The following is a 12,631-nucleotide window of genomic DNA, read 5'->3' as shown; positions in this document are numbered from 1 at the left end:
TAGTGCCTACGATCCAGCAGCTGGTCCGGAAGGGCCGGCAGGACAAGGTCGAGAAGAACAAGACGCCCGCACTCGAGGGTTCGCCCCAGCGTCGCGGCGTCTGCACGCGTGTGTTCACGACCACCCCGAAGAAGCCGAACTCGGCCCTGCGTAAGGTCGCGCGTGTGCGTCTGACCAGCGGGATCGAGGTCACCGCTTACATTCCGGGTGAGGGACACAACCTGCAGGAGCACTCCATCGTGCTCGTGCGCGGCGGCCGTGTGAAGGACCTGCCGGGTGTTCGCTACAAGATCATCCGCGGCTCGCTCGACACCCAGGGTGTCAAGAACCGCAAGCAGGCCCGCAGCCGCTACGGCGCCAAGAAGGAGAAGTAAGAATGCCTCGTAAGGGCCCCGCCCCGAAGCGCCCGGTCATCATCGACCCGGTCTACGGTTCTCCTCTTGTCACCTCCCTGATCAACAAGGTGCTGCTGAACGGCAAGCGCTCCACCGCCGAGCGCATCGTGTACGGCGCCATGGAGGGCCTGCGCGAGAAGACCGGCAACGACCCGGTCATCACGCTGAAGCGCGCTCTTGAGAACATCAAGCCGACCCTCGAGGTCAAGTCCCGCCGCGTCGGCGGTGCGACGTACCAGGTCCCGATCGAGGTCAAGCCCGGTCGCGCCAACACGCTCGCGCTGCGCTGGCTGGTCGGTTACTCCCGCGCCCGTCGCGAGAAGACCATGACCGAGCGTCTGCTCAACGAGCTTCTCGACGCCTCCAACGGCCTTGGTGCCGCTGTGAAGAAGCGCGAGGACACCCACAAGATGGCCGAGTCCAACAAGGCCTTCGCGCACTACCGCTGGTAGTCGCTACCCACATCGAGACCGAGAGAAGACTGAAGCCTTATGGCTACCACTTCACTTGACCTGGCCAGGGTCCGCAACATCGGGATCATGGCCCACATCGACGCGGGCAAGACGACCACCACCGAGCGGATCCTCTTCTACACCGGCGTTTCGTACAAGATCGGTGAGGTCCACGACGGCGCTGCCACCATGGACTGGATGGAGCAGGAGCAGGAGCGTGGCATCACGATCACGTCTGCTGCGACCACCTGTCACTGGCCGCTCGAGGACAACGACTACACGATCAACATCATCGACACCCCGGGGCACGTCGACTTCACCGTTGAGGTGGAGCGCTCCCTGCGTGTGCTCGACGGTGCCGTGACGGTGTTCGACGGTGTCGCCGGTGTGGAGCCGCAGTCCGAGACGGTGTGGCGTCAGGCCGACCGTTACGGCGTGCCGCGCATCTGCTTCGTCAACAAGCTCGACCGGACCGGCGCGGAGTTCCACCGCTGCGTCGACATGATCTCGGACCGCCTTGGTGCGCAGCCGCTGGTCATGCAGCTCCCGATCGGTGCCGAGGCCGACTTCAAGGGCGTCGTGGACCTGGTCCGCATGAAGGCGCTCGTGTGGTCCGCCGAGGCGGCGAAGGGCGAGATGTACGACACCGTCGACATCCCGGCCACGCACACCGAGGCTGCCGAGGAGTGGCGCAACAAGCTGGTCGAGGCCGTCGCGGAGAACGACGAAGAGATCATGGAGCTGTACCTCGAGGGCCAGGAGCCCACCGAGGAGCAGCTGTACGCCGCGATCCGTCGCATCACCATCGCGTCCGGCAAGTCCAGCGACACCACGGTCACCCCGGTGTTCTGCGGTACCGCGTTCAAGAACAAGGGCGTCCAGCCCCTGCTCGACGCGGTCGTGCGCTACCTGCCGACTCCGCTTGACGTCGAGGCCATCGAGGGCCACGACGTGAAGGACCCGGAGCTGGTCGTCAAGCGCAAGCCGTCCGAGGACGAGCCGCTGTCCGCCCTCGCGTTCAAGATCATGAGCGACCCGCACCTGGGCAAGCTCACCTTCGTCCGGGTGTACTCGGGCCGCCTGGAGTCCGGCACCGCGGTGCTGAACTCCGTCAAGGGCAAGAAGGAGCGCATCGGCAAGATCTACCGCATGCACGCGAACAAGCGTGAGGAGATCGAGGCGGTGGGCGCCGGCGACATCGTCGCCGTGATGGGCCTGAAGCAGACCACCACCGGTGAGACGCTTTCGGACGACAAGAACCCGGTCATCCTGGAGTCCATGGACTTCCCGGCGCCGGTCATTCAGGTCGCCATCGAGCCCAAGTCCAAGGGTGACCAGGAGAAGCTGGGTGTCGCCATCCAGCGTCTCGCGGAGGAGGACCCCTCCTTCCAGGTCCACTCGGACGAGGAGACCGGCCAGACCATCATCGGTGGTATGGGCGAGCTGCACCTCGAGGTGCTGGTCGACCGTATGCGCCGTGAGTTCAAGGTCGAGGCCAACGTCGGTAAGCCGCAGGTCGCGTACCGTGAGACGATCCGCAAGGCCGTCGAGCGCGTGGACTACACCCACAAGAAGCAGACCGGTGGTACCGGTCAGTTCGCCAAGGTGCAGATCGCGATCGAGCCCATCGAGGGCGGCGACGCCTCGTACGAGTTCGTGAACAAGGTGACCGGTGGTCGTATCCCGAAGGAGTACATCCCTTCGGTCGACGCCGGTGCGCAGGAGGCCATGCAGTTCGGCATCCTCGCCGGGTACGAGATGACGGGCGTCCGCGTCACGCTTCTCGACGGTGCCTACCACGAGGTCGACTCCTCCGAGCTCGCGTTCAAGATCGCCGGCTCGCAGGCCTTCAAGGAGGCCGCCCGCAAGGCCAGCCCCGTGCTGCTCGAGCCGATGATGGCCGTCGAGGTCACCACGCCCGAGGACTACATGGGCGAGGTCATCGGCGACATCAACTCCCGTCGTGGCCAGATCCAGGCCATGGAGGAGCGGATGGGCGCGCGCATCGTGAAGGGCCTCGTGCCCCTCTCGGAGATGTTCGGCTACGTCGGCGACCTCCGCAGCAAGACCTCGGGTCGCGCAAGCTACTCGATGCAGTTCGACTCCTACGCCGAGGTTCCCCGGAACGTCGCCGAGGAGATCATCGCGAAGGCCAAGGGCGAGTAACACACCCCGTTTACACGCTTTAGGCTTGACACCGACCGCCGGGGTGACCCCGGTAAGGGAAACCCCGGCGGGCGGCATCCCAGCAAAGATCACCTGGCGCCGATGAGTAAGGCGTACCAGAACCACTCCACAGGAGGACCCAGTGGCGAAGGCGAAGTTCGAGCGGACTAAGCCGCACGTCAACATCGGCACCATCGGTCACATTGACCACGGTAAGACGACCCTCACGGCCGCCATTACCAAGGTGCTGCACGACGCGTACCCGGACCTGAACGAGGCCTCGGCCTTCGACCAGATCGACAAGGCTCCTGAGGAGCGCCAGCGCGGTATCACCATCTCCATCGCGCACGTCGAGTACCAGACCGAGACGCGTCACTACGCCCACGTCGACTGCCCCGGTCACGCGGACTACATCAAGAACATGATCACGGGTGCGGCGCAGATGGACGGCGCCATCCTCGTGGTCGCCGCCACCGACGGCCCGATGCCGCAGACCAAGGAGCACGTGCTCCTGGCCCGCCAGGTCGGCGTTCCCTACATCGTCGTCGCCCTGAACAAGGCCGACATGGTGGACGACGAGGAGATCCTGGAGCTCGTCGAGCTCGAGGTTCGTGAGCTCCTCTCCGAGTACGAGTTCCCGGGCGACGACCTGCCGGTCGTCAAGGTCTCGGCGCTCAAGGCCCTTGAGGGCGACAAGGAGTGGGGCCAGTCCGTCCTCGACCTGATGAAGGCCGTCGACGAGAACATCCCGCAGCCCGAGCGTGACGTCGACAAGCCGTTCCTCATGCCCATCGAGGACGTCTTCACGATCACCGGTCGCGGTACGGTCGTCACCGGCCGTATCGAGCGTGGTGTCCTCAAGGTCAACGAGACCGTTGACATCGTGGGCATCAAGCAGGAGAAGACCACCACCACGGTCACCGGCATCGAGATGTTCCGCAAGCTGCTCGACGAGGGCCAGGCCGGTGAGAACGTCGGTCTGCTCCTCCGTGGCATCAAGCGCGAGGACGTCGAGCGCGGCCAGGTCATCATCAAGCCGGGCTCGGTCACCCCGCACACCGAGTTCGAGGCCCAGGCCTACATCCTGTCCAAGGACGAGGGTGGCCGCCACACGCCGTTCTTCAACAACTACCGTCCGCAGTTCTACTTCCGTACGACTGACGTGACCGGTGTTGTGACCCTCCCCGAGGGCACGGAGATGGTCATGCCGGGCGACAACACTGAGATGAAGGTCGAGCTCATCCAGCCCGTCGCCATGGAGGAGGGCCTCAAGTTCGCCATCCGTGAGGGTGGCCGGACCGTCGGCGCCGGCCAGGTCACCAAGATCAACAAGTAAGCCTCGCTTACCTGTTGGGCTTGACGCCTGGTAGCTCTTCCCTGAGCTCCTGAAGGGGCCCGCACGACTTCGGTCGTGCGGGCCTCTTTGCGTTGGGCGGCGGTTCACCATTCGCCGGGGACGGGTCGAAGAGGTGAGGTCCGGGAGGAGGGGCGGGGAGGCCGACCGCAAGGGGTTGCAGAGGGAATGTGACGGTGTGGGGGCTCCCGTCGTACGCACTGTCACCGGGTTGCTAGGCTGGCAGGCGCACGTCAAGTTGAGCAATCGGGGGCACACAGTGGTGGGGGAGTCCGCAGCAGAGCAGCGAGCGGCCGGCAGCGGCGTCGTGCACCCCTCGTATCCCGTGGTCATCTTTCGATGACCGATCACCGATCACCCGGATTGGATCCGACTGTGCTCGCACACCGCTTGTCCACCGCGTCCTGGGCCTTCCTGGCCGCAGCCGCCGTCGCGCTGCTCGTCGGCTGTTCGGCCTCCGTCCACGTAGGGGCCTCCGAGCCGGAGCTGGCCGCCGAGAAGGTGTCCGACGAGGTCGCCAAGCAGCTCGCCGCCACGACGGGGCAGCCGAAGCCGGACGTCACCTGCCCCGAGGACCTCGTCGGGAAGGTCGGCACCACCACCCGGTGCACCCTCACCGCGGGGGACGGGAGCACCCTGGGTGTCACGGTCGAGGTCACCGCCGTCGAGGACGAGCAGATCAAGTTCGACATCGAGGCCGACCGGACGGCCTCGCCGGCTCCGAACTGACCGCGGGCCGTCCCGCCGGCGGGCGGAGTCGTCGCGGGGCGGCTGCCGGCGGGCGCCCGGTTCGTGTGGGACTGCTCACATGTGGCGGTACGGCGAGGACGGGAAAGGGCGCCGCAAGGCCGTCAGGGTTTGACCTGTGTCACCTTCGGGGTAAAGTCCTCGGCTCGATTGGCCAGCGACATGCCCCGTATGGCAGACTAGCGGGGTTGCTCGGTCGAGTGCCGATGCTGCGCGCCTCCCGCCGGGAGGACTGGAAGCGAGTCCCACAGTACTCGTCGCTCCAACTGTCGAGAGGCAGCGCTGGGGCGGACGTACGGGAATCTTCCGGGAAGTGTCAGCGGGGTGCCGGCCAGGCGCCCGGTGGGTGTTCAGCCCCCGGTCCTGCGGTCTTTGGGCCGCGTCCCTCGGTAGGGAATTCCATTCGTGGAGATCTCTGTCAGCGAGGACGCGACACGCCCGACCGCGTGGGTCGGAGGCGGAGGCATTCGCCCCCGGGTACCAGAGCGTTTATTCGAGACAAAGGACTACTGAGTAGCCATGGCGGGACAGAAGATCCGCATCCGGCTCAAGGCCTACGACCACGAGGTCATCGACAGCTCGGCGAAGAAGATCGTCGAGACGGTGACGCGTACTGGTGCGTCGGTCGCGGGCCCGGTGCCGCTGCCCACTGAGAAGAACGTGTACTGCGTCATCAAGTCGCCGCACAAGTACAAGGACTCGCGCGAGCACTTCGAGATGCGCACGCACAAGCGCCTGATCGACATCCTCGACCCGACCCCCAAGACCGTTGACTCCCTGATGCGACTCGACCTCCCGGCCGGTGTCGACATCGAGATCAAGCTCTGAAGGCCGGTGATCTGAAGATGGCTAAGCAGATCAAGGGCATCCTGGGCGAGAAGCTCGGCATGACGCAGGTGTGGGACGAGAACAACCGTGTTGTTCCGGTCACCGTCGTCAAGGCCGGCCCGAACGTCGTCACCCAGGTCCGTACGAACGACACCGACGGCTACGAGTCGGTCCAGATCGCCTTCGGCGAGATCGACCCGCGCAAGGTGAACAAGCCCCTCAAGGGTCACTTCGCCAAGGCCGACGTCACCCCCCGTCGTCACCTCGTCGAGATCCGTACCGCTGACGCCAGCGAGTACGTCCTCGGCCAGGAGATCACCGCCGAGACCTTCGAGGCCGGCGTCAAGGTGGACGTGACCGGCAAGAGCAAGGGCAAGGGCTTCGCCGGTGTCATGAAGCGTCACAACTTCAAGGGCCTCGGCGCCGGTCACGGCACCCAGCGCAAGCACCGCTCTCCCGGCTCCATCGGTGGCTGTGCCACCCCGGGCCGTGTGTTCAAGGGCCTCCGCATGGCGGGTCGCATGGGCAACGAGCGGGTCACCACCCAGAACCTGACCGTTCACGCCGTTGACGCGGAGAAGGGCCTGCTCCTTATCAAGGGCGCGGTTCCTGGTCCGAACGGCGGCCTCGTCCTGGTCCGCACCGCGGCCAAGGGGGCCTGAGGACTATGAGCACCATTGACATTCTGTCGCCCTCCGGCGACAACGCCGGGACCGTCGAGCTCCCGGCCGAGATCTTCGACGTCGAGAAGATCAGCATCCCGCTGCTTCACCAGGTCGTCGTCGCGCAGCTGGCCGCCGCCCGTCAGGGCACGCACAAGGTCAAGCGTCGTGGCGAGGTCCGCGGTGGCGGTAAGAAGCCGTACCGCCAGAAGGGCACCGGCCGCGCCCGCCAGGGTTCGACCCGTGCGCCGCAGTTCGCCGGCGGTGGCGTCGTCCACGGCCCCACGCCGCGTGACTACTCGCAGCGGACCCCGAAGAAGATGAAGGCCGCGGCCCTGCGCCACGCCCTCACCGACCGGGCCCGCAACGCTCGCATCCACGTCGTCACCGGCGTGATCGAGGGCGAGACCCCCTCCACCAAGGCCGCGAAGAGCTTCCTCGGCAAGGTCAGCGAGCGCAAGAACGTGCTCCTGGTCATCGAGCGCTCCGACGAGGCCGCGCTGCTTTCCGCGCGCAACCTGCCCCAGGTCCACATCCTGGAGCCGGGCCAGCTGAACACGTACGACGTTCTCGTCTCGGACGACGTGGTCTTCACCCAGGCCGCTTTCGAGTCCTTCGTGTCTGGCGCGCCGCAGTCGTCGGCTGCTGACACCGAAGGGAGCGAAGCCTGATGGCTACGCGTCACCCGAGCATCGCCTCGAAGGCCGCCAAGGCCGCCAAGGCCGCGCGCGTCGCCAAGGCGAAGCGCCACGCCACCGAGGGCAAGAACACCGTCGAGACCCCGCTGAGCAAGTCCTTCACGGACCCCCGTGACGTGCTGCTCAAGCCGGTCGTCTCGGAGAAGAGCTACGCGCTTCTCGACGAGGGCAAGTACACCTTCATCGTCGCGCCTGGCGCCAACAAGACGCAGATCAAGGAGGCCGTCCAGGCGGTCTTCTCGGTCAAGGTCACCGGGGTCAACACGATCAACCGTCAGGGCAAGCGCAAGCGGACCAAGACGGGCTTCGGCAAGCGTGCGGACAGCAAGCGCGCGATCGTGACCCTCGCTGAGGGCGACCGTATCGACATCTTCGGCCAGGCCTCCTAACGGAGCGCCCTGGTCCGAATATCGGACGAGGACTGAGAAATGGGAATCCGCAAGTACAAGCCGACGACGCCGGGCCGCCGTGGCTCCTCCGTCGCCGACTTCGTCGAGGTCACGCGGTCCACGCCGGAGAAGTCGCTGGTCCGCCCGCTGCACAGCAAGGGCGGCCGTAACAACGCCGGTCGTGTGACCGTTCGCCACCAGGGTGGCGGACACAAGCGCGCCTACCGAGTGATCGACTTCCGTCGTCACGACAAGGACGGCGTGCCGGCGAAGGTCGCGCACATCGAGTACGACCCCAACCGCACCGCGCGCATCGCGCTGCTGCACTACGCGGACGGCGAGAAGCGCTACATCCTCGCCCCGCGCAACCTGTCGCAGGGTGACCGCGTCGAGAACGGTCCTGGGGCCGACATCAAGCCGGGCAACAACCTGGCCCTCCGCAACATCCCGGTCGGTACCACGATCCACGCGATCGAGCTCCGTCCCGGTGGCGGTGCCAAGTTCGCCCGCTCCGCCGGTGCCTCCGTGCAGCTGCTCGCGAAGGAGGGCCAGATGGCCCACCTGCGCATGCCGTCCGGAGAGATCCGCCTGGTCGACGTGCGCTGCCGCGCCACCGTCGGCGAGGTCGGCAACGCCGAGCAGTCGAACATCAACTGGGGCAAGGCCGGCCGCAAGCGCTGGCTCGGCGTCCGCCCGACCGTTCGCGGTGTGGCGATGAACCCGGTTGACCACCCGCACGGTGGTGGTGAGGGCAAGACCTCCGGTGGTCGCCACCCGGTCTCGCCGTGGGGTCAGAAGGAGGGTCGTACTCGTTCGCCGAAGAAGGCTTCGAACAAGTACATCGTCCGCCGCCGCAAGACGAACAAGAAGCGCTAGGAGCGGGTTTAGATGCCGCGCAGTCTCAAGAAGGGACCCTTCGTCGACGGACACCTTGTAAAGAAGGTGGACGCTCAGAACGAAGCCGGTACCAAGAACGTCATCAAGACCTGGTCCCGTCGCTCGATGATCATCCCGGCCATGCTCGGCCACACGATCGCGGTGCACAACGGCAAGACCCACATTCCGGTGTTTGTCACCGAGTCGATGGTCGGCCACAAGCTCGGCGAGTTCTCGCCGACGCGCACCTTCCGGGGTCACGTGAAGGACGACCGGAAGTCGAAGCGCCGCTAACGCGGGGTGGAATGACCATGACAGACACTGGAAGGACAACCATGGAAGCCAGGGCCCAGGCGCGGTACATCCGCGTTACGCCCATGAAGGCCCGCCGCGTGGTGGACCTTATCCGTGGCATGGATGCCACGGAGGCTCAGGCGGTCCTGCGTTTCGCCCCGCAGGCCGCGAGCGTGCCGGTCGGCAAGGTGCTTGACAGCGCCATTGCCAACGCCGCGCACAACTACGACCACACCGACGCCGACAGCCTCTTCATCTCCGAGGCCTACGTCGACGAGGGCCCGACCCTGAAGCGGTTCCGGCCGCGCGCCCAGGGCCGCGCCTACCGGATCCGCAAGCGGACCAGCCACATCACCGTGGTCGTCAGCAGCAAGGAAGGAACCCGGTAATGGGCCAGAAGGTTAACCCGCATGGGTTCCGGCTCGGTGTCACCACGGACTTCAAGTCCCGGTGGTACGCCGACAAGCTGTACAAGGACTACGTCAAGGAAGACGTCGCCATCCGTCGGATGATGACGTCCGGCATGGAGCGCGCCGGCATCTCGAAGGTTGAGATCGAGCGCACCCGTGACCGCGTGCGGGTGGACATCCACACCGCGCGTCCCGGCATCGTCATCGGCCGCCGTGGCGCCGAGGCCGACCGCATCCGCGGCGACCTCGAGAAGCTCACGGGCAAGCAGGTCCAGCTGAACATCCTCGAGGTCAAGAACCCCGAGACCGACGCTCAGCTGGTTGCCCAGGCCGTTGCCGAGCAGCTGTCCTCCCGCGTCTCCTTCCGTCGCGCCATGCGTAAGAGCATGCAGTCGGCGATGAAGGCGGGCGCCAAGGGCATCAAGATCCAGTGTGGTGGCCGTCTCGGCGGCGCCGAGATGTCCCGCTCGGAGTTCTACCGCGAGGGCCGCGTGCCCCTGCACACGCTCCGCGCGAACGTCGACTACGGCTTCTTCGAGGCCAAGACGACCTTCGGCCGTATCGGTGTGAAGGTCTGGATCTACAAGGGCGACGTCAAGAACATCGCCGAGGTCCGCGCCGAGAACGCCGCTGCCCGTGCGGGTAACCGCCCGGCCCGTGGCGGCGGCAACGACCGCCCGGCCCGTGGTGGCCGTGGTGGCGAGCGTGGCGGTCGCGGCCGCAAGCCGCAGCAGCAGTCCGCGCCGGCTGCCGAGGCCCCCAAGGCCGACGCTCCCGCCGCCGCTGCCGCTCCGGCTGAGAGCACCGGAACGGAGGCCTGACCGAAATGCTGATCCCCCGTAGGGTCAAGCACCGCAAGCAGCACCACCCGAAGCGCCGTGGTCAGGCCAAGGGCGGTACGCAGGTTTCGTTCGGCGAGTACGGCATTCAGGCCCTCACGCCGGCGTACGTCACCAACCGCCAGATCGAGGCGGCGCGTATCGCGATGACCCGCCACATCAAGCGTGGCGGCAAGGTCTGGATCAACATCTACCCGGACCGCCCGCTGACGAAGAAGCCCGCCGAGACCCGCATGGGTTCCGGTAAGGGTTCTCCCGAGTGGTGGGTCGCGAACGTGCACCCGGGCCGGGTCATGTTCGAGCTGTCCTACCCCAACGAGAAGATTGCGCGTGAGGCGCTCACTCGCGCAGCCCACAAGCTGCCGATGAAGTGCCGGATCGTCAAGCGCGAGGCAGGTGAAGCGTGATGTCGGCCGGTACCAAGGCGTCCGAGCTGCGCGAACTGGGTGACGAGGAGCTTCTTGCGAAGCTTCGCGAAGCCAAGGAAGAGCTGTTCAACCTCCGCTTCCAGGCGGCGACCGGTCAGCTCGAGAACCACGGGCGGCTCAAGGCCGTCCGCAAGGACATCGCGCGGATCTACACCCTGATGCGTGAGCGCGAGCTGGGCATCGAGACGGTGGAGAGCGCATGAGCGAGAACAACGTGACTGAAGAGACCAAGACGGACCGCGGTTTCCGCAAGACCCGTGAGGGCCTGGTCGTCAGCGACAAGATGGACAAGACCGTCGTCGTCGCCGTCGAGGACCGCGTCAAGCACGCGCTGTACGGCAAGGTCATCCGCCGTACGAACAAGCTCAAGGCCCACGACGAGCAGAACGCTGCGGGCGTCGGCGACCGTGTCCTCCTGATGGAGACCCGGCCGCTGTCCGCGACGAAGCGCTGGCGCGTCGTCGAGATTCTCGAGAAGGCCAAGTAAGGAAATCCCCGCAAGGGGATTCCAACGACACACCTGAGGGGTTTCCCTCGGGTTCGTTCCGCCAGGCTCGGCAGGGGCTCCGCCTCCCAGAGGCAGCCCCTGCCGGGAACCGGCAGACAATCAGGAGATAGACGTGATCCAGCAGGAGTCGCGACTGCGTGTCGCCGACAACACTGGTGCGAAGGAAATCCTTTGCATCCGTGTGCTCGGTGGCTCCGGTCGCCGCTACGCGGGCATCGGTGACGTCATCGTCGCCACCGTCAAGGACGCGATCCCCGGTGGCAACGTGAAGAAGGGTGACGTCGTCAAGGCGGTCATCGTTCGCACCGTCAAGGAGCGCCGCCGTCCGGACGGCTCGTACATCCGCTTCGACGAGAACGCCGCCGTCATTCTGAAGAACGACGGCGACCCTCGCGGCACCCGTATCTTCGGCCCGGTCGGCCGTGAGCTGCGCGAGAAGAAGTTCATGAAGATCATCTCGCTCGCGCCGGAGGTGCTGTAAGCATGAAGATCAAGAAGGGCGACCTGGTCCAGGTCATCACCGGTAAGGACAAGGGCAAGCAGGGCAAGGTCATCGCGGCCTACCCCCGCGAGGACCGCGTCCTGGTCGAGGGTGTCAACCGGGTCAAGAAGCACACGAAGGCCGGCCCCACCGCTCGCGGTTCGCAGGCCGGCGGCATCGTGACCACCGAAGCCCCTGTCCACGTGAGCAACGTTCAGCTCGTCGTGGAGAAGGACGGCAACAAGGTCGTCACGCGCGTCGGTTACCGCTTCGACGACGAGGGCAACAAGATCCGCGTTGCCAAGCGGACGGGTGAGGACATCTGATGGCTACCACCACCACTCCGCGTCTCAAGACGAAGTACCGCGAGGAGATCCAGGCCAAGCTGCAGGAAGAGTTCTCGTACGAGAACGTCATGCAGATCCCCGGCCTGGTCAAGATCGTGGTCAACATGGGTGTCGGCGACGCCGCCCGTGACTCGAAGCTCATGGACGGTGCCGTCCGTGACCTGACCACGATCACCGGTCAGAAGCCGGCCGTCACCAAGGCCCGCAAGTCCATCGCGCAGTTCAAGCTGCGCGAGGGTCAGCCGATCGGTGCCCACGTCACGCTCCGTGGCGACCGCATGTGGGAGTTCCTGGACCGCACCCTGTCGCTCGCGCTGCCGCGCATCCGCGACTTCCGCGGCCTGTCCCCCAAGCAGTTCGACGGCCGTGGCAACTACACCTTCGGTCTCACGGAGCAGGTCATGTTCCACGAGATCGACCAGGACAAGATCGACCGCGTCCGGGGTATGGACATCACCGTGGTCACCACGGCGACCAACGACGCCGAAGGCCGTGCCCTTCTCCGTCACCTCGGCTTCCCCTTCAAGGAGGCGTAAGCGAGATGGCGAAGAAGGCTCTGATTGCCAAGGCTGCTCGTAAGCCCAAGTTCGGCGTTCGTGGCTACACGCGCTGCCAGCGCTGCGGCCGTCCGCACTCCGTGTACCGCAAGTTCGGCCTCTGCCGCGTGTGCCTTCGTGAGATGGCTCACCGTGGCGAGCTGCCGGGCGTGACCAAGAGCTCCTGGTAGTCCCGTACTTCGGGATTCCGGAAGCTCTCG

20 protein-coding genes are annotated in these 12,631 nt (G+C 66.0%); all 20 read left to right on the top strand.

What is annotated here, in order from left to right; all coding sequences use genetic code 11:
• The first annotated feature begins 2 nt into the window (after positions 1 to 2).
• The 20 genes from rpsL to ACZ4NT_RS26445 all read left to right on the top strand — a co-directional run bounded on the left by rpsL (position 3) and on the right by ACZ4NT_RS26445 (position 12,601).
• On the top strand, positions 3 to 374 hold the full coding sequence (rpsL, locus tag ACZ4NT_RS26540) for a 30S ribosomal protein S12 (protein ID WP_003948652.1): 372 nt from the start codon (positions 3 to 5) through the stop codon (positions 372 to 374).
• A 2-nt stretch (positions 375 to 376) separates the two neighbouring features.
• On the top strand, positions 377 to 847 hold the full coding sequence (gene rpsG / locus ACZ4NT_RS26535; protein ID WP_003974303.1) for a 30S ribosomal protein S7: 471 nt from the start codon (positions 377 to 379) through the stop codon (positions 845 to 847).
• 39 nt (positions 848 to 886) lie between these two features.
• On the top strand, positions 887 to 3,013 hold the full coding sequence (gene fusA, locus ACZ4NT_RS26530) for an elongation factor G (RefSeq protein WP_121405497.1): 2,127 nt from the start codon (positions 887 to 889) through the stop codon (positions 3,011 to 3,013).
• A gap of 142 nt (positions 3,014 to 3,155) precedes the next feature.
• Entirely contained in the window at positions 3,156 to 4,349 is a 1,194-nt protein-coding gene (gene tuf / locus ACZ4NT_RS26525) for an elongation factor Tu (RefSeq protein ID WP_093905285.1), read from the top strand.
• 393 nt (positions 4,350 to 4,742) lie between these two features.
• Positions 4,743 to 5,096, top strand: a complete 354-nt coding sequence (locus ACZ4NT_RS26520; protein WP_467727968.1) for a DUF4333 domain-containing protein — start codon at positions 4,743 to 4,745, stop codon at positions 5,094 to 5,096.
• 537 nt (positions 5,097 to 5,633) lie between these two features.
• A complete protein-coding gene (rpsJ, locus tag ACZ4NT_RS26515) occupies positions 5,634 to 5,942 on the top strand; it encodes a 30S ribosomal protein S10 (protein ID WP_003948644.1) in 309 nt (102 codons plus the stop codon).
• A 17-nt stretch (positions 5,943 to 5,959) separates the two neighbouring features.
• The gene (gene rplC / locus ACZ4NT_RS26510) at positions 5,960 to 6,604 is read left to right on the top strand and encodes a 50S ribosomal protein L3 (RefSeq protein WP_121405499.1); all 645 of its coding nucleotides are present in this window, start codon (positions 5,960 to 5,962) and stop codon (positions 6,602 to 6,604) included.
• Between the two features lie 5 nt (positions 6,605 to 6,609).
• Positions 6,610 to 7,275, top strand: a complete 666-nt coding sequence (gene rplD / locus ACZ4NT_RS26505; protein ID WP_121405500.1) for a 50S ribosomal protein L4 — start codon at positions 6,610 to 6,612, stop codon at positions 7,273 to 7,275.
• Entirely contained in the window at positions 7,275 to 7,691 is a 417-nt protein-coding gene (gene rplW / locus ACZ4NT_RS26500) for a 50S ribosomal protein L23 (RefSeq protein WP_121405501.1), read from the top strand. The genes rplD and rplW overlap by 1 nt, the downstream gene beginning before the upstream one ends.
• 39 nt (positions 7,692 to 7,730) lie before the next feature.
• Complete coding sequence (gene rplB, locus ACZ4NT_RS26495) at positions 7,731 to 8,567, top strand: 50S ribosomal protein L2 (protein WP_028805741.1); 837 nt, start codon at positions 7,731 to 7,733, stop codon at positions 8,565 to 8,567.
• A gap of 12 nt (positions 8,568 to 8,579) precedes the next feature.
• Entirely contained in the window at positions 8,580 to 8,861 is a 282-nt protein-coding gene (gene rpsS, locus ACZ4NT_RS26490; protein WP_015035577.1) for a 30S ribosomal protein S19, read from the top strand.
• Positions 8,862 to 8,902: 41 nt separating this feature from the next.
• Entirely contained in the window at positions 8,903 to 9,250 is a 348-nt protein-coding gene (gene rplV, locus ACZ4NT_RS26485; RefSeq protein ID WP_003974262.1) for a 50S ribosomal protein L22, read from the top strand.
• Positions 9,250 to 10,092 carry a 30S ribosomal protein S3 gene (gene rpsC / locus ACZ4NT_RS26480; protein WP_121405502.1) on the top strand — a complete coding sequence of 281 codons (843 nt, stop codon included), beginning with the start codon at positions 9,250 to 9,252 and terminating at the stop codon, positions 10,090 to 10,092. The genes rplV and rpsC overlap by 1 nt, the downstream gene beginning before the upstream one ends.
• A 5-nt stretch (positions 10,093 to 10,097) precedes the next feature.
• Positions 10,098 to 10,517 carry a 50S ribosomal protein L16 gene (gene rplP / locus ACZ4NT_RS26475; RefSeq protein WP_099500627.1) on the top strand — a complete coding sequence of 140 codons (420 nt, stop codon included), beginning with the start codon at positions 10,098 to 10,100 and terminating at the stop codon, positions 10,515 to 10,517.
• Complete coding sequence (rpmC, locus tag ACZ4NT_RS26470) at positions 10,517 to 10,741, top strand: 50S ribosomal protein L29 (RefSeq protein WP_003998824.1); 225 nt, start codon at positions 10,517 to 10,519, stop codon at positions 10,739 to 10,741. Before rplP ends, rpmC begins: the two co-directional genes overlap by 1 nt.
• Positions 10,738 to 11,025, top strand: a complete 288-nt coding sequence (gene rpsQ, locus ACZ4NT_RS26465) for a 30S ribosomal protein S17 (protein ID WP_095748091.1) — start codon at positions 10,738 to 10,740, stop codon at positions 11,023 to 11,025. Before rpmC ends, rpsQ begins: the two co-directional genes overlap by 4 nt.
• A gap of 133 nt (positions 11,026 to 11,158) precedes the next feature.
• Entirely contained in the window at positions 11,159 to 11,527 is a 369-nt protein-coding gene (gene rplN / locus ACZ4NT_RS26460; RefSeq protein ID WP_003998823.1) for a 50S ribosomal protein L14, read from the top strand.
• 2 nt (positions 11,528 to 11,529) lie between these two features.
• A complete protein-coding gene (gene rplX / locus ACZ4NT_RS26455; protein ID WP_030967306.1) occupies positions 11,530 to 11,853 on the top strand; it encodes a 50S ribosomal protein L24 in 324 nt (107 codons plus the stop codon).
• Positions 11,853 to 12,410, top strand: a complete 558-nt coding sequence (gene rplE / locus ACZ4NT_RS26450; RefSeq protein ID WP_121405503.1) for a 50S ribosomal protein L5 — start codon at positions 11,853 to 11,855, stop codon at positions 12,408 to 12,410. The genes rplX and rplE overlap by 1 nt, the downstream gene beginning before the upstream one ends.
• Before the next feature lie 5 nt (positions 12,411 to 12,415).
• Complete coding sequence (locus tag ACZ4NT_RS26445) at positions 12,416 to 12,601, top strand: type Z 30S ribosomal protein S14 (protein ID WP_003948630.1); 186 nt, start codon at positions 12,416 to 12,418, stop codon at positions 12,599 to 12,601.
• The last annotated feature ends 30 nt before the right edge of the window (positions 12,602 to 12,631 follow it).

The organism is Streptomyces sp. NPDC026417 (assembly GCF_055567695.1).
This window is presented reverse-complemented; position numbering and strand designations above follow the sequence as displayed.

Excerpts from the sequence above, each read along its gene's own strand:
- rpsG (WP_003974303.1), top strand. The coding sequence starts at position 377 with ATGCCTCGTAAGGGCCCCGCCCCGAAGCGCCCGGTCATCATCGACCCG.
- fusA (WP_121405497.1), top strand. The coding sequence starts at position 887 with ATGGCTACCACTTCACTTGACCTGGCCAGGGTCCGCAACATCGGGATC.
- rpsJ (WP_003948644.1), top strand. The coding sequence starts at position 5,634 with ATGGCGGGACAGAAGATCCGCATCCGGCTCAAGGCCTACGACCACGAG.
- rplC (WP_121405499.1), top strand. The coding sequence starts at position 5,960 with ATGGCTAAGCAGATCAAGGGCATCCTGGGCGAGAAGCTCGGCATGACG.
- rplD (WP_121405500.1), top strand. The coding sequence starts at position 6,610 with ATGAGCACCATTGACATTCTGTCGCCCTCCGGCGACAACGCCGGGACC.
- rplW (WP_121405501.1), top strand. The coding sequence starts at position 7,275 with ATGGCTACGCGTCACCCGAGCATCGCCTCGAAGGCCGCCAAGGCCGCC.
- rplB (WP_028805741.1), top strand. The coding sequence starts at position 7,731 with ATGGGAATCCGCAAGTACAAGCCGACGACGCCGGGCCGCCGTGGCTCC.
- rpsS (WP_015035577.1), top strand. The coding sequence starts at position 8,580 with ATGCCGCGCAGTCTCAAGAAGGGACCCTTCGTCGACGGACACCTTGTA.
- rplV (WP_003974262.1), top strand. The coding sequence starts at position 8,903 with ATGGAAGCCAGGGCCCAGGCGCGGTACATCCGCGTTACGCCCATGAAG.
- rpsC (WP_121405502.1), top strand. The coding sequence starts at position 9,250 with ATGGGCCAGAAGGTTAACCCGCATGGGTTCCGGCTCGGTGTCACCACG.
- rplP (WP_099500627.1), top strand. The coding sequence starts at position 10,098 with ATGCTGATCCCCCGTAGGGTCAAGCACCGCAAGCAGCACCACCCGAAG.
- rpmC (WP_003998824.1), top strand. The coding sequence starts at position 10,517 with ATGTCGGCCGGTACCAAGGCGTCCGAGCTGCGCGAACTGGGTGACGAG.
- rpsQ (WP_095748091.1), top strand. The coding sequence starts at position 10,738 with ATGAGCGAGAACAACGTGACTGAAGAGACCAAGACGGACCGCGGTTTC.
- rplX (WP_030967306.1), top strand. The coding sequence starts at position 11,530 with ATGAAGATCAAGAAGGGCGACCTGGTCCAGGTCATCACCGGTAAGGAC.
- rplE (WP_121405503.1), top strand. The coding sequence starts at position 11,853 with ATGGCTACCACCACCACTCCGCGTCTCAAGACGAAGTACCGCGAGGAG.
- ACZ4NT_RS26445 (WP_003948630.1), top strand. The coding sequence starts at position 12,416 with ATGGCGAAGAAGGCTCTGATTGCCAAGGCTGCTCGTAAGCCCAAGTTC.